This window comes from Orbaceae bacterium lpD02, from assembly GCA_036251875.1.
Taxonomy (GTDB): domain Bacteria; phylum Pseudomonadota; class Gammaproteobacteria; order Enterobacterales; family Orbaceae; genus Orbus; species Orbus sturtevantii.
This window is the reverse complement of the sequence record CP133960.1, coordinates 448,617-473,872: the sequence shown is the minus strand read 5'-3', so window position 1 is coordinate 473,872 and position 25,256 is coordinate 448,617. Positions and strand designations below refer to the sequence as shown.

7 protein-coding genes and 1 tRNA gene are annotated in these 25,256 nt (G+C 35.5%); 1 reads left to right on the top strand and 7 read right to left on the bottom strand.

Features of this window, described 5'->3' with window-relative positions; all coding sequences use genetic code 11:
- Window positions 1–4: 4 nt before the first annotated feature.
- The 5 genes from RHO12_02035 to RHO12_02015 form a co-directional block, all read right to left on the bottom strand.
- Entirely contained in the window at window positions 5–18,022 is an 18,018-nt protein-coding gene (locus RHO12_02035; protein ID WVD66560.1) for an amino acid adenylation domain-containing protein, read from the bottom strand.
- Between the two features lie 578 nt (window positions 18,023–18,600).
- Window positions 18,601–19,437: a rhomboid family intramembrane serine protease GlpG gene (gene glpG / locus RHO12_02030; protein ID WVD66559.1), complete on the bottom strand. Its 837-nt coding sequence runs from the start codon at window positions 19,435–19,437 to the stop codon at window positions 18,601–18,603.
- Between the two features lie 312 nt (window positions 19,438–19,749).
- On the bottom strand, window positions 19,750–20,694 hold the full coding sequence (locus RHO12_02025) for an IS3 family transposase (GenBank protein WVD67415.1): 945 nt from the start codon (window positions 20,692–20,694) through the stop codon (window positions 19,750–19,752).
- Window positions 20,592–21,098: a helix-turn-helix domain-containing protein gene (locus tag RHO12_02020; protein WVD66558.1), complete on the bottom strand. Its 507-nt coding sequence runs from the start codon at window positions 21,096–21,098 to the stop codon at window positions 20,592–20,594. Before RHO12_02020 ends, RHO12_02025 begins: the two co-directional genes overlap by 103 nt.
- 86 nt (window positions 21,099–21,184) lie before the next feature.
- On the bottom strand, window positions 21,185–21,394 hold the full coding sequence (locus RHO12_02015; protein WVD66557.1) for a cold shock domain-containing protein: 210 nt from the start codon (window positions 21,392–21,394) through the stop codon (window positions 21,185–21,187).
- A 318-nt stretch (window positions 21,395–21,712) separates the two neighbouring features.
- Between RHO12_02015 and RHO12_02010 the strand changes: the two genes are divergently transcribed.
- Window positions 21,713–21,788: transfer RNA gene (locus tag RHO12_02010), tRNA-Lys, on the top strand.
- A 578-nt stretch (window positions 21,789–22,366) separates the two neighbouring features.
- On the opposite strand, the gene RHO12_02005 is transcribed toward RHO12_02010, so the two are convergent.
- Together RHO12_02005 and mobH are read right to left on the bottom strand one after the other, a co-directional pair.
- A complete protein-coding gene (locus RHO12_02005; GenBank protein ID WVD66556.1) occupies window positions 22,367–23,074 on the bottom strand; it encodes a site-specific integrase in 708 nt (235 codons plus the stop codon).
- A 253-nt stretch (window positions 23,075–23,327) separates the two neighbouring features.
- Window positions 23,328–25,238, bottom strand: coding sequence for a MobH family relaxase (mobH, locus tag RHO12_02000; GenBank protein ID WVD66555.1), 1,911 nt, complete (start codon window positions 25,236–25,238; stop codon window positions 23,328–23,330).
- Between the last annotated feature and the right edge of the window lie 18 nt (window positions 25,239–25,256).

Below are 25,256 nucleotides of genomic sequence, written 5' to 3'. Positions count from 1 at the left end.
AGAATTAAAGCAGATTGATTAAGACATCCATTATCTCTTGCTCTTTTTCTAACATTCGATAATGATCCGTCGCCAAATCAATCACGCTTAATTGTTGCGCTGAGCAAAGATAGCTATCAATATTGTTAACTAAATATTTCTTATGCAAAGCACCAAATTGCAGTTCTTCTATTGCCTTAAATAAAATCACATTCGTCTCTTTGAGCTTAGCCGAAATAGGTTGCAAAGAAATTGACTTATCGACTTCAGTGACCGATACCACGTTTGGGCGTAAGTATTTCGGTATATTTAATTCTGCCATCAGTTTGTCTAAATCAATGATCGGTATATCGGTAGTAAGATCATCGGGATTAAGTAACCATGTGTCTAGCGCACAAATGGTAATATTTCGAATATTCCGAGCCTCCAATATCGTCGCTATTTCTAATGCAATTTGCCCTCCTAACGACCAACCAAGCAGGGTGATAGGTTTAGAGGCATCTAATACTCTATCGATATAGGATAAATAATAATTAGCTAATGTATCAAGTTGATCTATTTTATTCTCATGATAGAAGTTATAAGAGTCGACGCCATAACAGCAATAATGGCTAGCCAGCTTATTGGCTAAAGATAAATAAACGGAACAACCGCCCATGCCTGGATGGATCATAAAAATTTGTGGTTTATCACTGATAGCCGTTAATGGCACAACGGGGTTAAACTCTAGTTTATCGGTGGTCATTACTTTAAGCGCAAGCTCTCGTATGGTGCGTGAATTTAGAATATCGACTAACGATAATCTAACTTGAAACACTTGATTAATTCGGCTATTAAGCTTCATGGCTAAAATACTATTACCACCTAATGTAAAAAAACTATGCTCCATGCTAATTTCGCTGCTCGCAATATTTAATGTATCAGAAAAAATTTCACAAAGTATTTTTTCTGCTTCATTGTTAGGCAAGATATGCGCCACCGTATTATTAAACTCGGGTTTTGGTAGTAAGCTCCGATCTAATTTACCATTTGAAGTAATAGGTAATGTAGTTAAATGTACAAACGCAACAGGTAACATATATTCAGGTAATGTTTGACGTAAATGCTGAATAATGACATCATCATTAAGTTCACTATGCGCAACGTAATAAGCAACTAAATATTTGTCTTTAGTTGGTCGTTCATAGGCAATAGCAATCGCATGGCTAATAGCAGAATGCTTAGTTAAACATGCTTCAATCTCTTTTAACTCAATACGATAGCCACGAATTTTCACCTGAAAATCATTACGCCCCAAATATTCGATATTACCGTCATGCATGTAACGAACAACATCTCCGGTTTTATAGATGCGGCTATTATAGTTTTCGTGTTTTTCTTGCTCATTTTGGAACGGATTAATAATAAACCGCTCATCTGATAATACTTGATTGTATAGATATCCGCGCGCGACAGGATCGCCACCAATATATAACTCGCCAATACCGCCCGTGGGAACGGGTTGTAAAGACTCATCTAAGATATATATCGACGTGTTCGCGATAGGTTTGCCGATGAAAATACTAGTAAGATTTGGGTTATTGCAATCATAATATGTTACTTCTATTGTTGTCTCTGTTGGCCCGTATAGATTATGAATTTGACAATCAGGAATAAGGCGATGGCATTTTTTAACGTCTTCAAGGTTTAATGCTTCGCCACTACAAAACAAATATCTTAAACTCTTTAGCTTAGTTCTGAGTGATACTTGCCCTTCTAATGTTTCAAGAAATGTAGCGAGCATAGAGGGTACAAAATGTAATGTGGTGATCCCTTCTTGCATGATAAGTTCAACCAAATAGAGATTATCTTTATAAAGCTCTGAGTCAGCAAATACAATAGTTGCCCCATACCAGTTAGCCCAAAACAGCTCCCACACTGAAACATCAAACGCGTAATTTGTTTTTTGTAAAACTCGGTCATTTTCAGTAAGTGGGTATTTTTTCTGTCGCCAATAAATTTTATTAATGACGCTTTGATGCTCGATCATTACCCCTTTTGCATTACCAGTAGTACCGCTGGTATAGATAACATAAGCTAAACTATTTGGCTTAGCGCGAGGTGATAGGTTGGTGCCTATATAGTGTGATAGTTGCTCAATCAACATCGAGGACTGCAAATTAACAACGATTTGCCCTTCCTGCGCAAGTTCACAACATTTATCATAATAACGATTTACCGTTAGAATTACCTTTGCTTTAGTATTAGTTAAAATATAATGCGCTCGGTCGCTTGGCGCTAAAGGGTCAATTGGCACATAAGCAGCACCTGATTTCAATACCGCTAATATTGCCGTTGGCATATAAAGAGAACGATCAAGGTAGAGCGCAACTAAATTATCAACCTCAGTCGTAAAGTTATCTCTTAAATAGCCCGCTAATTGATTCGCTTTACTATTAAGCTCACAATATGTCCATCGATTATCCTTATAAATCACCGCAGTATGATTTGGCGTTCTAGCGACTTGCTCCTCAAACATTTGATGAATAGTTTTATTAGTCGGATAAATTTGCCTTGTTTGATTCCATTGGTTAATTAAGAGGTTGTAGTTGTTATCGTCTAAATATCTTACTTGTTTGATGGATTTTTTTTGCGCAACTAAGTCACTTAGTTGCTGAAGTATATAGCAATAAACGTCAATATAACCTTTTACCGTTTCAGCATTAAATAGTGCGGTTGCATAGTTAAAATTACCGCTAATCACAGTTTGGCTATCATCAAGCATCGTTGAAAGGTCAAATTTTGCAATATTATATTGACTTGAATTTGTTTGATACGGCGTAAACAGTGATTGGCTGCCAGTTTTATCGTTTAAGCCAAAAGATTGTAAACCAAACATAACTTGGAATAAGGGATGCCGGGATGAATCTTTCTCAATTTTTAATGCGTCAACCAGTTTTTCAAAAGGTAAATCTTGGTACTGCTGCGCTTCATTAAGTAATCTGCCCGTTGCTTGAATAAAGTCAGTTAAACTCTGCATTGGGTCAATTTCACGGCGTAGCGCTAAAGTATTAACAAAAAACCCCATCGTATTTTCAACACCAGGATAATGGCGCCCTGCTATCGGCGTGCCTAAAATAATATCCGATTGATTGCTATAGGCTTTAAGTAATAAATAATAACCACTTAGCAGAACGGTATATAAGCTAACGTTCAAATCAGCGGCTAATTGTCTAAGCTTTTGGCTACTATCCAGCGTTAGATTAAAGCGAATATCGGCACCATGATAATCAACATTTATTGGACGAGGATGATCGGTTGGCAGATTTAGTGGTTGATGATCGGCTAATCGATTACACCAATAGTCTAACTGAGATTGCAATCGCTCATCTCGCAGATATTGCCGCTGCCACAGCGCAAAGTCTTTATACTGAACTTGTATTGCGGGTAACTCGTCCATCGCGCTTAGTGACTCAAAGAAGCGATAATAGTAATTTAGCTCTTTTATCAATAGATCAATAGACCAACCATCAAAGGCTATATGGTGAATAACCAAACTTAGGTATGTTTGTTCACCTAGTTGATAGCTTTGTGCTGATAATGGAATATGCGTAGCTAATGCAAAAACACGATTAATATGTTTGCTGATGTGTAAATTTAGCCCGGCTGTATCGTCACAAATAGTATGCTCTATCGTCATTTCAATACTGTCTGCGGCTAAAACATCTTGGTACCCGATACCGTCTATATTAACTTTGATAACCGTTCGTAATATTTCATGCCGTTCAATGATTTTATGCAGCGCTTTAGTGAGAATAGCCAATGATACCTGCTTTCCTAACATTAATGTCAGGGGAATATTATAAGCGTTACTACCACCTTCATAGTTATCAATAAACCATAACCGTTCTTGCGCAAAAGAAAGCTGCTGATCTTGTACTCGGTGCACATTAAAAGGCATAATCATTAACTGATGACTAGCAATACTATCAATATATTGGCTGATCGCTTGAATTGTTTTATAGTTAAAAATATCAGCAATATGAACTGCTTTACCTGTTTTATCAGATAATTTAGTAGCAAGCTTCATTGCTAAAATACTATTTCCCCCCATGCGAAAGAAATTATCTGTAACACTGATCGCATTGGCCTCAATCGCTAATAATTCGCAATAGATTTCGGTCACTTTATGCTCTGTGTCAGTAAGCGGATTAATCGTATTAGCAGTAATATTGATGTGAGCAGCGGGTAGCACAGCCTTATTTATTTTACCATTTAATGTTAATGGCAAAGTATCAAGATAAATAAACGCGCCAGGTATCATATATTCAGGTAATGATTGTTGCAAATGATCAAATAATTCCTCATGGTCGATGGTTTTCTCTGCAACATAATATGCAATGAGTTGTTTATCACCTAAACTACTATCATGAGCAAGTACAAGCGCTTGCTTGATATAAGGATGTTCTAGCAAGCGAGTTTCAATTTCTGAGAGTTCAATCCTAAAGCCGCGAATTTTAACTTGCAAATCATTACGCCCAAGGTACTGAATATTGCCATCAATAAAGTAACGCACAATATCGCCTGTTTTATAAAGCCGGCTATTTTCACCCGTGATTTTTTGTTTTTCGCTCTGGAATGGATTGGTAATAAAGGCTTTATCACTCAATTCAATGTTATTTAAATAACCACGTCCAACTCCCGCTCCACCTATATAAAGCTCGCCGTATGCGCCAATTGGTACCGGTCTTAACTCGCTATCTAAGATATAAACCGAGACATTGTAAATAGGTTTGCCAATATTGTTATTAATATCGCCTTCACCATATTGTCGGTAAGTTGCCCAAATTGAGGCCTCAGTTGGTCCATAAGCATTAATTAGTGGCCGTCGCTGCTGATAATAATAATCAACAATATTTTGTGAAATCATCTCTCCACCTACCAATATAGTGCCAATAGGGATAACTTGATTTTTATCCAATAAAACAGGTGGAATAAAGGCATAATCGATATGTTGCGTACTTGCATAGTCAATTAATGCTGGTAAATCTAACCGTTTATTCTGAGCAAAAATATGTAAACAATTACCCGTTAATAATGGTGTGAAAATATCAAGTACATGAGCATCAAACGTATAATCAGAGTACCATAACGTATTTTTACTGGTCGTATCAACATTACAGGTTTGCAGCCCCATTGCTGCTTGCTGTACAAAGGTTGCATTGATAACGGAGTGATGCTCTATCATAACGCCTTTTGGCTTACCTGTTGTGCCACTCGTATAAATAACATAGGCTAAATTGTCTGCCATTGTAGTGGTTGCAGTATTCTCTATACGATGTGCGGTTAATTGTTCTTGCACATTGGCATCATCGAGACAGACGACAAGAGCATTGCTATTGTTTAATACCTTATTTAAGGTTGTTTGATAGGCTAAGATGGTTATGATCGCTTTGCATTGCGTATCATCAATTAGCCAATGCTTTCGCTCTGCAGGCAATTGAGGGCTTAATGGTACATAAGCTGCCCCAGTTTTTAATACGGCTAAAATAGTGACTATCAGCTGAGGGGCTTTATCTAAACAGATCGCGATTAAATCATCACCTTGCAACATCAGCCTATTTTGTAAATAATGCGCCAACTGATTGGCTTGTTCATTTAATGCTCGGTAAGTTAAGCGATAACCTTCATAAACCAGCGCAATATTGTCTGGTGTTATTGCCACTTGCGCCTCAAACATCTGTGCAATCGTTTTATTTCTAGGATAATCATATTGCGTTTGATTCCATTGATAGAGAACTTTGTCATAGGTTGTATTATCTAAATAAGTTAATTGCTTAATTTGTTGCTGTTGCACACTGAGTTTAATGATTTCATCGAGAATATGGCAATAAGTGTCAATATAGCCACTGATCGTTTCTGGCTTAAATAATGCCGTAGCATAGTTAAAATAACCACTAATCGCCTCTGCGCTATCATCGAGAATTGTGGTCAGATCAAATTTGGCAATATTGTATTGAAGAGAATCGGTTTGATAAGGGGTAAAAAGTGACTCATTAAGTGGTTGATTTGCCGCACCAAAAGATTGTACACCAAACATTACTTGAAATAATGGGTGTCTTGACGGCTCTTGTTCGACGACTAACGTGTCTACTAGCTTTTCAAATGGGAGATCTTGATACTGCTGCGCCTGACTGAGCAGCTCGCCCGTTGCTTTAATAAAATCAATAACCGGCATGTTATTATCAATTTTATGCCTTAATGCCAAGGTATTAACAAAAAAGCCCATCGTATTTTCAATACCTAAATAGTGTCTACCTGCTATTGGCGTACCTAATATAATATCAGATTGATTGCTATATGCTTTGAGTAGCAAATAATAACCACTCAGCAAGACGGTATATAAGCTAACATTCAAATTAGCGGCAAGTTGCCTAAGGTTTTGACTGGTCTCTTTGGTTAAATTAAAGCAAAGATCAGCTCCACTATAATCAATTTGCAACGGACGCGGATTATCAAGTGGAAGATTCAGTGGTTGATAATCTTGCAAATGGTCACACCAATAATTTAGCTGTGACTGCAATTGAGCACCGTGTAAATATTGACGCTGCCATAAGGCAAAATCTTTATACTGAACCTTTACAGGGGGCAGCTCGGGTAACGCAGTTGATGAGCTAAATACGTTATAGTAATAGTGTAATTCTTTGATTAATAAGTCGATTGACCAGCCATCAAAGGCTATATGATGAATAACAAGACTAAAATAAGTCTGTTTTTCAAGTTGATAGCTTTGAGCCGATAATGGAATTTGTGTAGCTAAATCAAAAATATTATGTACATGTTCAGCAATATAGCTATTGAGTTCACCAATATTGTGGCATGGTTTATGGTCAATCGTTAGCGTTGCCATGTCGATAGGTAAAACGTTTTGGTATCCCTCACCGCTCCGGTTAGTTTTAATGATAGTTCGCAAGATTTCATGCCGAGTAATGATTTTATTTAGCGTTTTAGCTAATACTTCTAGTGATATCTGTGGGCTTAATTTTAGTATTATAGGGATGTTATAAGCGTTACTGCCTCTTGCATAACTATCAATAAACCATAATCGTTCTTGTGCAAAAGATAATAGCTGCTGTTCAGCATGCTCAACTTTTTGAGACTGGATGGTATATTGTGAGCCGGCTAAAGTGTCAATATAATGACTTAAGCCACGAACCGTTTTATAACTGAAAATATCAGCGACATGAACTATTTTACTGTAACGGTGAGATAAACGGCTCGCTAGTTTGATAGCAAGGATGCTATTCCCCCCCATTCTAAAAAAATCAGCCATCACACTAATACTTTCATCAGTATTAACAGAGAGTAACTCAGCATAAAGCGCAGTTACTTGTTGCTCTGTAGGGCTAGCTGGCGCGATATAATCACCCTCAATATCGGTAGTAGCAGCAGTCGGCAGTGCATTGCGATCTACTTTACCATTTAACGTTAATGGCAAAGCACTAAGGTGTATAAATGCTGACGGGATCATATATTCAGGCAAGCTTTGCTGCAGATAATCAAATAATACACCGTGACTGATAGGTTTTCCTGCAACATAGTAGGCTACGAGTTGCTTGTTACCTTTATCATCCGTATTCGCAATAACTAATGCTTGTTTTATTGTCGAATATCGATGCAAATAGCTCTCAATTTCAGCTAATTCAATACGAAAACCGCGAATTTTAACTTGAAAGTCATTACGTCCAAGATACTCAATATTGCCATCAGCAAGATAACGAACCAGATCGCCCGTTTTATATAAATGGCCATTGTATTGAGCTAACCGCTGATCCAGTGTTTGAAATGGATTATCAATAAAGACTTTAGCGGTTAATTGTGGATTATTTAAATAACCTAAACCGACACCCGCTCCACCGATATATAATTCCCCCACAGCCCCAACAGGTACGGGACGCAAGCAACTATCGAGTATGTATAACGAAGTATTATTAATCGGTCGACCTATTGGCACGCTATGCCTAAAGGCCACGTTCGCTGAGTTAATTTGATAAGTAACCGCAAATGTTGTAGTTTCTGTCGGGCCATAACCATTAACTAATTTAACGGTTGGGTAAAGCTGCCTAAAACGATTAATATGATAAACCGATAATGCCTCACCGCCGACTAAAATATAATTTAATCGCCCTAAATTTGGTAACTCAGCCTCGACGAGCGTATTAAAAAATGCAGCAGTAATAAAGCAGTTACTGATCTGATTATCGAGAATCAGCTGGTTAAAATCGGTTAGGTTTAAAAAACGCTGTTTTTCAACTATTACTACGCCAGCGCCATTGAGTAAGGCGGCAAAAATATCATAAATTGAGGCATCAAATTGATAACCGGATATATCAAGGAATCGGTCATTTGGCGAAATTTCAGTATAGTTAGGGTTTATTACTAAACGATTAATATTACGATGGGTAATAAGTGTTCCCTTAGGCTTACCCGTTGTGCCACTGGTATAAATACAATAGGCTAAATCGGTCGATTTTGTCGCAGTAATAATATTATCGTGACGTTGTAACGATAATATGGCATCAGTTTCGCTTTGTTCAATCACGATTAAAGGTACATCAGGGGAAAATGTCGCAATTTTAGTTTGATAACACCGTTGGGTGATCACCACCTTAACGTTTGCATCGCTAATAATAAAACGATTACGTTCATTTGGTGTATCAGGATCAATCGGAACATAAGCCGCGCCGGCTTTTAACACCGCCAGCATTGTTACAACGATTTGTTCACTACGATTTAGGTATAAACCGACAAAATCATTAGGTTTTATACTGTATTGGCTTTTTATGTGATGAGCGAGCTGGTTAGCTTGCTGGTTTAATTGTTCATAACTTAATGTGATGTCATTAAAAATAACCGCCGGGTAATGTGCTGACTTGATCACCTGCGCTTCGAACAAACTTATTACGGTTTGATCGGCATAATAATCGCACTCAGTTTTATTCCAATCATAAATTACCGTTTGGTATTGGCGTTCATCAAGATAACGTAATTGTTTTATTGGTTCTTGTAATACGGCTAAATCACTAACTTGTTCTAAAATATAACAATAGGTCTTAATATAGCCCTCTATTGTTTCGGCTTTAAATAACGCTGTTGCATAGTTAAAAATACCACTGATCGCGTCTTTACTATCATCAAGCATGGTTGAAAGATCAAATTTAGCGACTTTATATTGTGCCATTTTTGTTTGATATGACGTAAACAGTGCTTGTGAGTCAGTTTGCGCAAGTGAACCAAATGATTGCACGCCAAACATAACTTGAAATAGCGGATGTCTTGCTGGATCTTTTTCAATTTGAAGCGCATCAACTAATTTTTCAAAAGGAAGATCTTGCTGCTGCTGTGCTTCACTAAGTAAACCGGCCGTTGCTTGAATAAAATCAGTAAGACTCTCTTCATCGCTAATTTGTCGCCTTAATGCCAATGTATTGACAAAAAAACCTAATGTATTTTCAATACCCGGATAGTGCCTTCCGGCAATTGGCGTGCCAAGAATAATATCTAGCTGATTGCTGTAGGCTTTAAGTAACAAGTAATAGCCGCTCAGTAGAACGGTATATAAGCTTACATTTAAATGAGCCGCTACTTGCCTTAATTTGTCGCTGGTCTGTTTGCTTAAACTAAAATAAATATCGTCACCACTATAATCAACCTTGGGTGGCCTTACATAATCAATAGGCAGATCTAATGATTGATAATTATGCAATTTTACCCGCCAATAATCTAATTGAGACTCGAGTCTTTCTCCTTGTAAATAATCGCGTTGCCATAGTGCAAAGTCTTTATATTGAACAGCAATATCGGGTAAATCAGGTAAATCGGTTTTTTGATTATAAAAATGATAGTAATAGGTGAGCTCTTTATTCAGTAAATCGATTGACCATCCGTCAAATGCAATATGATGAATGACAATACTAAGGTAAGTTTGCCCATCAAGCTGATAGCTTTCGGCGGATAATGGCATTTGCGATGATAAATTAAAAATGTGATGTACATGGCGGTTAATATTATGGTTAAGTTCATCAATATTTTGGCATATCTGCTTAACAATATTACATTTGGCACTATTGATATCTAAAACATATTGGTAGCCTTCACCTTGCTCATTTATTTTAATAACGGTACGAAGTATTTCATGGCGTTCAATAATTTTATTAAGCGCTTTAATTAAAATCGTTAATGATGATGTTGGCTTTAAGCTTAGTGTTAATGGAATATTGTAAGCATTAGTCCCGCCTTCGTAGCTATCAATGAACCACAATCGTTCTTGAGCAAATGAGAGGTATTGTTCTTGTGCTCGATTAACTTTACTCACGGTAATAACGAGTTGTTCTTTATTCAAACTATCAATATGCCGACTTAGTGATTGAATGGTTTTATGATTAAAAATATCTGCCACATGAACCGCTTTACCACTCATTGTAGCGAGCCGACTCGCGAGTTTAATTGCCAAAATACTATTGCCACCCAATCGAAAGAAGTCATCATTAGTACTGATGTGATCACTATTAATAGCTAATAATTCACTATAGAATTGGCTAACTTGTTGTTCTGTCAGAGTCACAGGAGCCATATGCTCATGGCTAATATCAAACGTTGCCGCTGATAGCGCGGCACGATCAACTTTACCATTAATCGTTAATGGTAAAGCCTCAAGATGAACTAAGGCTTTTGGGAGCATATAATCAGGTAAGCTTTGCTGTAGATAATCAAATAATTGCTCTCGACTGATGGGTTGTAATGCCACATAATAAGCAATCAGGTGTTTATCGTTTTGTCCATTATCATTCACAATAACTCGCGCTTGCTGAATAGTCGGGTATTTTATTAATTGAGCTTCTATTTCAGCTAATTCGATTCTAAAGCCACGAATTTTAACTTGTAAATCATTTCGGCCTAAATATTCGATGTTACCATCCGAGAGGTAGCGAACTAAATCGCCTGTTTTATAAAGCCGACCATTATAGCCTTGCTGCAGCTGATCTTCTGTTTGAAATGGATTATTAATAAAGGCTTTTGCTGTTAGTTCAGCATTATTGAGATAACCAAGTCCAACTCCCCCACCACCAATATATAACTCACCAACGGCACCAATAGGGACAGGTTTTAATGCATTGTTAAGCACATAGAGTGTTGTATTATTAATCGGCCTACCGATAGGGACTGAATAATTGAATTCTGTATCAATCATATTGGTTAAAAATGCCGTCGCATATGTGGTGGTTTCAGTTGGGCCATACACATTGGCAAGCTTAACATTGGGATAAAGCTTTCTAAAACGATTAATGTGATAAGTTGATAACGTTTCACCGCCTACTAACACATAGTTTAAGTGTGCGAGACTACTTAGTTCTGCGTCGACTAGCGTATTAAAGAAAGCCGTGGTAATAAAGCAATTAGTTATTCTATTTTTATGAATTAATATGTTAAGTTTATTAAGATCTAAAAACAGCTGTTTTTCCGCAATAACGACGCTAGCACCATTAAGTAATGTAGCAAAAATATCATAAATTGAGGCATCAAATTGGTAGCCAGAAATAGCCAATAATCGGTCATGTTGCGTTATATGAGTATAGTTAGGATTAACGACTAAACGATTAATGTTGCGATGACTAATGAGTGTTCCCTTTGGTTTACCCGTGGTTCCACTCGTATAGATACAGTAAGCAAGATCATGGCTTTGGGTATTATTGATAGGATCGTTAGGATTTTTTGTTAACAGTGCTGTCGTCGTTTCAGCTCGATCAATTACAATGATATTGGATGTAAATAAACTCACTTTTGCATAATTAATTTGCTCAGTGATAATTGCTTGCATATTCGTATCAGTGACAATAAATTGATTACGCTCATCAGGTGCATCAATATCCATTGGCACATACGCCGCCCCAGTTTTAAGCACCGCCAGAATACTTACCACAATTTTTTCACTGCGTGTTAAATATAATCCGACAAAATCGTTTGGTTTTAGTTGATAAATGCTTTGCAAATAATGAGCAAGCTGATTAGCTTGTTGATTTAGCTGCCGATAAGTTAAGGTAATGTCATTAAACAATACAGCAGGATAATCAGCATATGTATCAACTAGCTGTTCAAATAGGCTAATAACGGTTTTATCTGCATAGTAATTAGATGCGGTATTATTCCAATCATAAATGACCATCTGATACTGCTGCTCATTTAGATAATCGATATTATTTTGCTGTGCTTGCGGCGATTTAATAATGTGCGTCACGATTTGTTTAAACGTCACGAATAGATTGTCGATCAACGTGTTATCAAATAGCTCAGCAGCGTAATGTAGCGTTAATATCAATTGCTTCGTTTCGTCTAGCACGGTCATTACCAATGGATAATCTTGTTTTTCTTCTGTGCCAATAAAGTTTAATTTTAATTCATTATCCTCGTGATTTTTAGCGAGTGGATAATTTTCAAAAACAAATAATGAATTAAATAGCCGTTGTCCTGCCGGCTGTAATTCAGCGAGATTTACGTTGCTACGGCTATTTGCTTCATTAATATCCTGCTGTAGTATTTGTATTACAGCTAATAATGAATCAGATGTTTGATGATCGACAATTAATGGTAACGTATTAATTAATAAACCAACTGTTTGTTCAATACCTTCAACAGGTAAGTTTCGGCCAGCAACCACTACGCCGACGATCGTATCATTGTTACCCGTGTATACATTAAGCACCTTATGCCAACAATATTGCAATATGGCATTCGCAGTTATGCCATATTGTCTGGTGATCGCCTTAAGATCTGAGTATAGCTCGCCATCTATAATCAAGCTTTTTTTCATGGGTAAGGTGATATGCTTATAGTCGTTTAAATGAATGGCTCTTTTACTATCTGTAAGCAGTAGGCTTAAATCATCCTTTGTTTGCTGTTTGCTTAGATATTGCAGCCAATACTGCAAATGTTCAGTACGATGTTTTTGCAGGTAATCTTGGATGTTTTGGTAAGAATAGTCTATAGGTAGATTGATCTGCACATGATTTACTAACTTAAGATAAGTATCATGTACCGCCTTTATCAATATTGGATTGCTCCAACCATCCAAAATCGCATGATGGCTACTAAAGATACAGTGGTAATGTTGCTGATTATATTTAATTAAATAAATACGAAATAGCCCTGCTAGCGTTAAATCATAAGGCTGATTACGATCATTATGGCATAGCTCAGCAACAAAAAGCTGTTGCTGCTCGGGTAATTGGTTTGATATATCGAAATAAGACCAATTTAATTTTGCGCTTTTATTTATGATTTGAATAAGCTCCTCATGCCAATTAAAACGCAGGCGTAAACTGGCATAATTAGCTTGCACCAATTGCCAGGCTTGTTTTAGTAACGAAGTATCAATTGGGGCTTGATAGTCCCAAAACATCTGAGTACGGTAAGCATCATCAACCTTGCCTTGATTAATAGCATGATAAATAAACCCTTCTTGTAAACTATTTGCTAAACAAATATGTTCGATTTCTGTGTGTTGTTGTAATTGCCCGAGTAAATGAGCCGAGATGGTATGGTGAATATCTGTTACGGTTAAATAATGTCTTTTAATCGCTAAAAGCTGATCAATGGTCGATCTCAATACTGCTTGATAGCTTGTTGCCAACTGCTCTATGATTATCTGGTCTAAGTGCCCCATTAAGGTTATTTTTAGTTCGCCTTCAACAATACCACAATCGATACTTAAGTCATGTGTTGGCCTATTTTGGTCTGATATTGTTGTACCTGGATTAATAAAACTAAATTGCCAATCATCTTGAGATACGCCATCAAATTGGCCTAAATAGTTGAAGCTAATTGGTGATAACATATCATCTTGGTAACCAAATAATGCTGCAAAACCTATTCCGCGACGAGGCATACTCGCTAAGCTATCTTTGATATTCGCTATATGGCTTAAAATATTATCATCTGTAGATAGGGTGACGGGATACATATTAGTAAACCAGCCGACGGTTCGGTTAATATCAAGGTGAGGTGATAATAATTCTCGCCCATGACCTTCTAAAGTAATATAGTGTTGATCGATGCTGGTAAATTGTTTTAGTACACCAATAAAACTAGCTAATAAAATATCATTAATTTGGGTCGATAAAACTTGATGGATTTTACTTTGCAAATTGGCGGTATAATCTTTGTCAAGGCTTAATTTACAACAGTTTAATTGCTTATTGTTAAACAATGGCGTGATTTGCTGGCGATAAGCGGTAATCCCTTTCGTCACATCTAACCAATAGGTTTGCTCTTTTTCTATTTGATTATCATTACGGTAATCTTGAATTTGAGCCACCCATTGCCGGTAACTAGATGATTTTTCGCCTAAAATATCGACAACACAATGTTTTTTTTGTGGATGAGTATGTAAAGTTTGGTAAATTTTTTGCAGATCTTGTTTAATAATGTGCCAACTGACTGCATCAATAATAAGATGGTGAAATGCAAAGTGTAATTGAGCCCTGTTGCAGTTTTTAGATTCAACATAGCCAATATGACTAAGCGGCGCATGATAAATATCAAAACCATGTTGCCATTGGTTAAATAACTGCTCTTGCGTGTATTTACTTGTAGTTAAAGTGATATAATTAAATGGAATTTCACCAACGTTTTTAGCATAGTGTTGATGATAAGATCCATCATTATCACGAGTAAATGTTAGCCGTAGTGCATCATGATAGCTAACTAATAACGTTAAACTTTGCTGCAATAAATCTACATTTAATAATGGAACATCTAAAATAAATGATTGATTCCAATGATGAGGATTACAAAATTTGCCTTGCTCTACTCGCTCAAAAAACCATTGTTGAATCGGCAGTAGCTTAAACGAGCCTGATAGCTGACCTTGTTCACTGATAATTTTGACGTCTTTTTCAATTTTTTCGATATTAATATTTTTAGCTAATAAGCGAACCGTCTTGGTAGTAAAAATATCTTTAATAGCAAGTATGGCCGCTAATTTATGGCGTATTTTACTCACCAGCAAAATAGCACTAATACTGTCCCCTCCAAGTTTGAAGAAATCGTCATCAATGCCCACTTTGTTTTTACCAACATTTAATACTTCCGCATAAATGTCACATAATATTGCTTCGGTTTGATTAGTGGGTGCAATATAGTTATTTTGCTTATTAAAGTTCGGCTCTGGTAGCGCTAAGCGGTCAAGCTTGCCATTAACCGTTAAAGGTAGTTTATTAAGATGAATAAAGATATTTGGTAGCATATATTCAGGTAAATAATCTGTTAGATGCTTTAGTATTAATTCATCATCAACGATGTCTTGTGCAATGTAATAGGCTACCAACGTTTTTAAGCCTGAACTCAGTGTATAGGGTAATACGATCGCTTGGCTAATTTGTGAGAGTTGAGTCAGGCAGTTTTCGATCTCAGCTAATTCTATTCTAAAACCACGAATTTTTACTTGGAAATCTTTTCGACCAATATATTCGATACAACTATCAAACAGTTGTCTTGCTAGATCACCCGTTCTATATAACCGTTTTTGATTGGGGTCATCGCTAACAAATGGGTTAGCAATAAATACTTGTTCTGTTTGCGCTTTATCATTTAAATAGCCTCGAGCTAACCCAATACCACTGAGATACAAATTACCAATAACACCTAAAGGCACGGGGATTAAATTATCATCTAAAATATAGGCTGTAATATGGTTTAATGGTCTGCCTATATTAAGGTTACTGTCACCTATTTGATAATGGTGTAACGTCGCGCACACAGTACTTTCTGTCGGCCCGTAGGCATTAATTACCTGCGTGCCTTGCTGGCGATAGTGTGTCATTATTTCAATATTACAACTCTCTCCTGCTACAATAAGTGTTTTTAGCTTTAATAGTTGATCTTTATTTAATAATGCGGGTGGAATCGTTGCGATATCGATTTTATTTGCATTAATATAATTAGCTAACAAATTGAAATCTAGTCGGATATCCTCTTCGATAATATGTAATATATGTCCATTAGCAATAACGATAAAGAGTTCAGATACATGCGCATCAAAAACATAACTTGCATACCATAAGCTATTTTTTATCGTTTTAAGACTAGGAGCTAAGCCAACCTCGCGCCCCTGAACGATGGCTAAATTTATTAACCCACCATGTTCAATCATAACGCCTTTAGGAACACCGGTTGTCCCACTGGTATAAATAATATAAGCCAATTGATGAGGAGCCAAAATTAAATTTAGATTACCATTTGGGTAAGATGCTAAAGTATCGGTAATTTTAGTGCTATCAATATTGATGCGCGGTATACGCGTTTCGCTAATCGCTAAATCTAAAGATTTATTTAGTCCATGATCAGTTAATATTGCCTTGGCTTTAGTATCTTGCAATATATAACTAACTCTTTGCTTGGGTGCTTTAGGATCAATAGGAACATATGCTCCGCCCGCTTTTAATATTGCTAAAATACAAATCGGCATTAACGCTGACTTTTCGATGCACAAAGCAATTAAATCATCAGCTTGAAGATTAAAATTAGCAACTAAATAACGAGCTAACTGATTGGATTTTTGATTAAGCTGTTGATAGGTCAAGTGTTGGTCTTTATATATAATCGCCTTACGATCAGGGAATTGACTTACCATACACTCAAATTGTTTAATAATATTAGACTCAAATACCAAGTCAGTATGATTATTCGCAGAGATGGGAAAATAGCAATTAGGATCAATAAGGTTAATATCTTTAATAAAAGTATAGCCTTGTTGTGCAGTTAAGATCGCTAAAATATCAATAAATAATTTTTGATAAAATTGAATGAAATTTTTAACTAAAGTGTCATCAAGAAGATCGCTGTCAAAGCGTACCCGATAATTGATTTGATTGTTATGCTCTTGTTGTTCAAAAAGTAATTTACTTGCTAAATCCACTTGAAAATTATGATTGATTGATTCATTTTTGATATCAATTAATCCTGTTTCATGATCGCGATAAAAAGTTTGTACAAAAGCAATATTCAAAAGTGATGAATCACCTCCACAGGTAATAATCTCATTGATAGGCAAGTATTTGGCATTAGAAGCCTTTAATTGTTTATAAAAAATTAATGTTTGATTAATAAGTGAATCAAGCGTTGTTTGCTTGTCAAATCGATAATCAATAATCATCGTATTGATATGCGAGCCATATAATAGCGCTTTACCTTCCAAAATAGCGATAGGATAAGCTAGCCCGATATTATCCAGCCCAGACATTTTATTGAGCATAATAGCCATTACTAGCTGCCCAAACAGATAAGGTGTGATTTTATATTTTCTACGTAACGAACTAACCTGTTTAGTTATTTTTTCATCATAGCTAAATGAATGTTCAGTCAAAGATGAAAATGCTTTCGGATTTAAGTTAGCCTGATAAGATTGCAAAAATTTAAGATCAATACCAGATAAATTATGTAAATGTGTTCGCCAAAAGTCATATATTTGTGTTTTATTATTCGTTAATAAGTTTTCAAAATATTGATAAAGGTTTTGATGCATAATAGTTTGTTGCGATAAAGACGGAACAAGGTAATCAATCCCATTATATAACTTACGCCATTTATCCCAAATTTCAGCGGTGCTAATACCATCAACGACAATATGATGAAAAATAAGAATCATTCTATGACATTCATCAGCGAGCTTTATCAAGTGAATTCTAACTAATGGCCCATGATGTAAATCAAAAGGTTGCGTAACTAATAAATAAATTTGCTCATCACTTAACGGATTTTCATGAAAAGATGTGATATTAATAGCGGAATCAATACGCTGCCAGCATAATCCCTCTTCGGTATCAGTGATTACATGCCGAGTAATAAAATGTTCATTCAGCAACCTCTCAAAACTATTATTATATTTATGCTTATCTAGTTTACCCGTTAAGGTATTATCGATAACAATATTGTAGTCGCTACGGCTAGGATTATTCAGCCACTCGTAATAAAAAATTGATTGATAAGGGGTAAGTTTAGTTTGTTGCATAGTATTTATATCCATATTAATTATAGAAAATTTAATAAATATAATTCGAAACTAATGAATCACACTGAAAAGCATGGCTTTATATAGTTTAAAAAAAAGAGTAAACAGCGTAGAACTCAGCATTATTTTACTTATATACAGAACGTTTAAGAGAGTAGTTTTAGGGGAATAACGAGTAGGTTTTATAGTATTTAAATATGAGAAGTCTATAATTGCCAAATGCTGCAGAAATAAGACAATTAATAGAGAAAATATCTCATACAAATTGAAAGCACTATTAGTACAATTAAAGTTAAACTTACTTTCAAGGTTATTACAAAGCAAAACCATACAAATCTCTTATTATTTTTTTTAGAATAAAGAACTTTAATTACACCTAAACGAGTAACCGATATCGATTACCTTATTAAGGTACAAAAATTTACATGAATTTTCAATAGTTTATTAATGAATTTTAAGGGGTTAATTATTAATTAATAATAAACAGATAGATGTAATAAAAGTAGACTTACTTTTAAAAAAGGCAGCTTTAACATTTAATAGTAAATTCAGATATTTTAAGAGATGAAATTAAAAGATTATTCATTTTTTTTAATCAACCAAATATCTTTAGCGGCTAACAGCAAGCCAACTATCAATCCAACTAAGTGAGCAGTATTGGCTATTGGTCCTAAAATTCCAGTGTAACCGGCCAATAACCAAATTACAGCGATAAAAATCATTGTACGCTCAAATCTTAAGCCAGAAGATGGACTTACCTCACCATATAGCCATACATATCCCATTAAAGCATAAACAATACCAGATAAACCTCCAAAATCAGGGCCAGAAATACTCGCCTGAGCATAGTTAGATAAAAGCCCTGAAATCACAAAAACTTCAATGAGCTTAAACCGCCCTCTTTGTCTTTCAATCATTCCCCCTAAATACCACCACCACATCAAATTAAAAGTAATATGTAATAATGAAAAATGGATAATAGCTGGCGTAATATAGCGCCACAACTGAGCATACTGCCCTGATATAGGGTAACCTAAATACGTTAATATTTGAGTTGCACCAAAAATTGATAGTAAAAGATATAAAACAATACAAATTATCGTAATAATGAGTGTAATGCTACCTACTGGGGAAATATTAAAGAGGGTGCCATGGGATCCTTTGGTAGATGATTGATGCAAATGCGTATTAGTTTGTTGCCATATTGCATCGAGATAACGTTTATCGTATGGATTTTTAATATATTGTTCTAACTCCCGTTTCACTATCGATAGTTTTTCATCGCTACTATCATCAAAGAACAGCTGACAATGCCCTTCTTGATCTAATTCTGCTCTTAAAATAATATTTTGACTCGCCATATAATCAATAAACGTATAAGCAAATTGAGCATTTTTAAATGAAATAAGATACATAAAATAAATGATCCTTTAATAACGATAATTGAATGTTAAACGCCACGAGTTTAAAAGCAATAAAAATATAAGAATTTATGAAAAAACCATATTTGTTTAGTTGATATTGATCACAAAAAGAGTGCTTATAAATTAAAGTAGATTTTATTACAAGTAAAAACCTAATATTTATAATCAAGCATAGGAAATGTATTTTTAAAAAATCGATATAATTTATGGAAGATGATGCGATATTTTATCTAGTTTTTTGACAAAAAAACCGCATAAAAAACCCGCTAACTTGAAGTGACCCCCAATAGTTGGACACTTTGGTTAAGTAGCTCGTAAGGCCTGGTTTCGGTATTCTACCGGAGTCAGGCCGTTTAATTTAACTTTAATCCGTTTCGTGTTGTAGTATTCTATATATTCTTCTATTTTTTCAATCAATTCATCGGCATCTTTAAAATGTTGCCCATGATACATTTCTGATTTTAATAGTCCAAAAAAGTTTTCAGCAACAGCATTATCTAAGCAATTTCCTTTTCTCGACATACTTTGCTTTATACCATTATCAGCGAGTTGCTTCTGATAAATGGGATTTCTATATTGCCAGCCTTGGTCACTATGTAGTAAGAGCCTTTGTTTGTTTTTTAATCGTGACAGTCCTTTTTTAAGCATATCGGTGACTAAAGTCAACCGTGCATTTTTAGCTATACTATAAGCAATCACTTCTTGGTTGTATAAATCAATAATGGGCGATAGATAAATTTTCTGTTCACTTACTTTAAATTCTGTGACATCGGTTACCCATTTTTTATTCGGTTTTGAAACGTTAAATTTTCTTTTAAGATGATTGGGGGCTGCTTTACCTATCTCACCACGATAAGAGCGATACTTTTTGACCCTTACTGTCGATTTAAGATTAAGCTCTCCCATTAATCGCTGTACTGTTTTATGATTGAGCTGACTCCCTTCATTCATTAAAGCTAAATGAACACGGCGATAACCATAACGTCCTTTATGTTCATGGTAAATCGCTTCAATACGCTTTAATTCCTTCTCATAAGGAGATGGCTCTTTCAACCTGTTAACATGATAATAAAATACACTTTTTGCCAGCTGTGTTACTGACAGCAAATACTTTAAAGGATGTTGAGATTTAAGTGCTAAAACAACTAACGTTTTTTCTTTGTTTGTTGACGTTTTGTTTGTCTTAGCTCCTCCAACTTTTTTAGAACAGCGTTTTCCGCTTGTAAATAAGTTATCTCTTCTTTTAATTCTTCAACTGTTTTTTCATCATTACAATGAGTCGATGCAATACGTGATGGCTTCATGGATAGTCTTCCTCTAGATTGATGTGCAAGCTCGACGAATCCTTTTTCACGGTATCTATTAAGCCAAGCTGACAAAATCCCTGGCGAGACTAAATTAAGCATGGCACTCGTGTACCTGAGAGACCAGTCATTTGCCCACATTAACTCCAGCGCTTGTAATCTTGCTTGCGCATCACGTAAATGCGATGTTGGTTGAAAAGAGTCATTACTATGAATCGCGACCACTTGCCCCCAATACCTTATTTGGCTAGAACATATAGAATATTTTTTCGAAAGTATTTCCGATGATACTCCTGATAAGAATTCATTAGCAATGCTAATTTTTAAATTTCGACTGTATTTTGACATAAAAAGACCCCCAGTAATTGGTTGTCCAACTATTGGGGGTCACTTCAAACTAGACGGGTTCCTATCAATAAATAACAATAAAGTTATTAGATTACTTTAACATCTGCTGCTGCTGGACCACGAGCGCTATCTTGGATAACGAATTCTACGTTTTGCCCTTCTGCTAATGTTTTAAATCCTTCATTCATAATAGCTGAAAAGTGCACAAATACATCTTTGCTTCCATCAGCAGGAGTGATAAATCCAAAACCTTTATTTTCGTTAAACCATTTTACTTGGCCAGTTTTCTTTGTCATTTCAAAAATTTTCCTAAATAATAATTACTGCATATCATCACGTATGCTCGCTAGCATAAAGTCATATAATATTTTCAAAAAACATAAAATATTAACCGTTATTATGCCCACAACATTAACGCATATTCGCGTATATATAGCAAGTTTATTTTAAATTTTCTGTAAAGAAATGGTATGGACATGGCTAGATAAAATAGCGAAAAATATTAATTATTATTTTATTTTTCAAATGGTTAATATAACCACAATTAAGGAGACTATTTTTTATATTTGATTTTGAACGAACATTTAGGTAACATAAGCCTGTTTTTAAATAATGGGTTGTTAGCTCAGTCGGTAGAGCAGTTGACTCTTAATCAATTGGTCCGGGGTTCGAGCCCCCGACAGCCCACCATCTTTAATTAATTGAATTTTCTTGATTTGCTTGTAACTATTTGGGATTAATTTATAACTATTAAACTTCAACTACGTACTCATAACTATCAAACTTCAACTACGTACTCATAACTATCAAACTTCAACTACGTACTCATAACTATCAAACTTCAACTACGTACTCATAACTATCAAACTTCAACTACGTACTCATAACTATCAAACTTCAACTACGTACTCATAACTACCAAACTTCAACTACATACTCATAACTATCAAACTTCAACAATTTACTCTTAACTATCTACTACGATTAAATAGAAACCTTCGTGATTAACTAGTTTAGAAATAATGGGATAGCTATTGCTTACCTATTTTTATATTAAACCATTTAAAGAGAGTGTCAACGTTTCATTGACAATTTTTTATTATAATTTGACAGAGCCGCAATTTAATGCTGTAAATCGTGTTTGTCCAGTATCAATAATTTACAGCATTAAAACGATATACCACCACTTAACCCAGGCTAACATTAACATCGTGTCTCATATTTTATAATAAGTGGAGATAACATCCCTTTTAATTTATTTTCTCTTTCTACCCATCATGATGACTAAAATGTTGAGTTAAACACGCTCTTAACTGGTCCTGATCTGTCACGATGTATTCTAACGTGGTCGTAATCGATGAATGCCCTAACAATTCTTTCACGAGGGTAATATTCCTATCGGGACTTTTCATTAGATTCGTGGCTAACGTATGCCTAAATCGATGCGGTGTGATTCTGACACCACACGATACCGAGAGCCGCTGGAAAAATGAATCGATTCGATTAAAATTCATCTCTTTATATTTCTTGCTTTTATTATTCTTAAAATGGTAGATATTAAAGAGTTGCATGTCAGGTTTTCGGTTTAGCCTCAACAGTGCCTGCTTTAACCTAACAAGCTCATCAAACACATCATCAAGTAAAGGCACTTCCCTTTCATAGAAATTTTTAGAGCCTTCCTCCCGGAGAAAAAGAGTTTTGCTCTCTTCCAATACATCCCCTATTCGGATGTGTAATAACTGATTACGTCTAATGCCAGTATATTGCAGCACGTTGATTAACGTTAACCAAAAATGGCACGGATAATAGAAATCATTGATAAATTCATCATGTTGTTTATCTTTTAAAAAATTGATACAGATATCAATACTGGATTGGGTCATTGTTTTTTTATCTTTCTTACCCGGTTTGATTAACATTTGATTAAAGGGATTGACTTTGTGCTCAACCATATTGTGTTTAATGGCAAAGGCCATTAAGGCTTTAAGGTGCCGACAATAGCAGTTCCAACTTGTTTTTTTGCAGTCTCTTTCAGTTAAAAAAAAGATCGAAACCTGGCGACTTTTTTGGCTGTTAATGCATTAACATGGGTAAATTCCTCACCAAACATACGGCTAAATAACGCAATGAAACGAGTATAATTTCGTATACTCTCAGGCCTTAATAATTTAAAAGTAGTATAGTTATTTGCAATATGTGTCCATGTGATGTCTTCAACTAATTGAATGTTCATATTTTGTCCTTATTGTTTTTATAAGTATCAATATCATGAATTAATGTAAGATGGGGATTGTTGGGTAAATTTGTATCAATAGAAAATAAACGTTTCTCTTCAATCAAGTAACCTTTAATGATGACGTTCTTTTTTCGTTTTCCAGAAATTAAACATTTCCAAATATTGAAATTTTCTTCGCTAAATTTTAGGTGAATTTTAAACGATTGAAATTCAAGTTGTACTTTTCGCCAGTTGTCATAGTCGTCATTGCCATTGATATGAAGACTGTATTTTTGGAATAATTTTGGGGTAACTATAAAAAGTTTATTCTCAACGGTGTGAATACACGCCGTTTGAGTATTGACTGTCAGTTTTTTTGCTATAATTTGACTACGAACCCACTTAAAAAATGGGTGATTGTAAATTTCATCAGAGATTTCTGATTGTTGATGTTGTATTGCTATTTCTTCGTTTTCATGGACGTCAATATTAGCTGTACTCTGTGGTGTTATCTTTTTCCCCTCCTCTCTGTCTAATGGTGTAACGTGATGTGTCGTTTCGGCTATTTCAGTATTAAATAGACCTAATACTGCATCATTTAAATCATGCGTTTTATTATCTGCCTCAGAACTAATAGGGTTAAGTTGACTATTTTGTATTGATTGCGGTGCTGGCTCTTCGTTTTGACTGTGATTTAGAGGTAATAAATCAGATTTAGGTTGAGCCGTGTCAGTAGGATTATCATTCACTATCGCTAATAATGGTGTAACAGTGCCCTTAAAGGGTTCTGGTGCATGAGTTATATTACTGTAAGCAACATTTGCTGGTATACGAATGAGCGTTAATTTCTCTGCAATCAATCCAGTGTCTGATTCGACTCTACACGCCCACACTGTTTTATTTTCACTATTCGCTAACGCTATGCCATGCTCTTTTAAAATATTAAATATTTTTGCATTATCCGTTGGGGCGTCGGTAATGCCATTTTGAAGTAAATTCGCTTTCATTTTATCGGTAAAGGTTTTACTCACCAGCCAAATATCTGTTCCATCAAACCAGCCATCTGAACCATGCTGACCGTTGATACTAAGCTCAGAGCTCACAAGATAGCGAATTGAGGTGATCATCTTACTCATTAGGGATTGAATAGGTTTAACTAAGGCTTTGGTTGGGTCTCCTCCTAAATTATTTGAAACCGATGACATATCGGCTTTTTGTATGATCTCAGCGAGTACACCGGCTTTTTCTAAATGGCCCGAACTAAGATTTAAAAACAGAGGGAAAAGATCTGGAAATTGTGATAACCAAGTCATCCCTTCCTCGGGAACAATGCGCATGACCATTAATGCAGCTGCACTTTGGTGAAGTGAATAATCTCTTTTTTGATAATAGATAAATCGGTATGGTAAGTTTATACAATACGTCCAGGGCGTCCATATTTGTCCATTATCCATTTCCACACTGATATCAACTACAACCTTACCGATATCATGGAGCAATGCACCATACATAACTGCGGCACTCCATGCCTCGGTTTGACGTGGAATATCTTCTGGATCACCGCCAATAGGCAGCAAGTAAGATTGTCGTAATTTTAGTGCATAATTGATCACTTCAAGACCATGATCTATCATCCCCCCTAAATAGGAATGATGATGCGATTCAGAGGCGGGTAATAACTGAACGATTTCTACATAGTTGTTTATAGCTTGTAGGTATAAATTATCAAAGCGAGTTTTATCCATTGATACACGTTGCCAAATCAATGAGAGTAGCTTTTGACGTTTTGGTGTATTGAGTAGCTGCTTTGCATTATAGGGAATATGCCAACCATTAGATGCAATCTCTTTATGCGGTTGGGTGAATGTATCAGCATTCTCAGCACCACTTATTCCTCTAAATAATTTTGTTATTGTTGGAAACATATTCACGATACTTTTTCA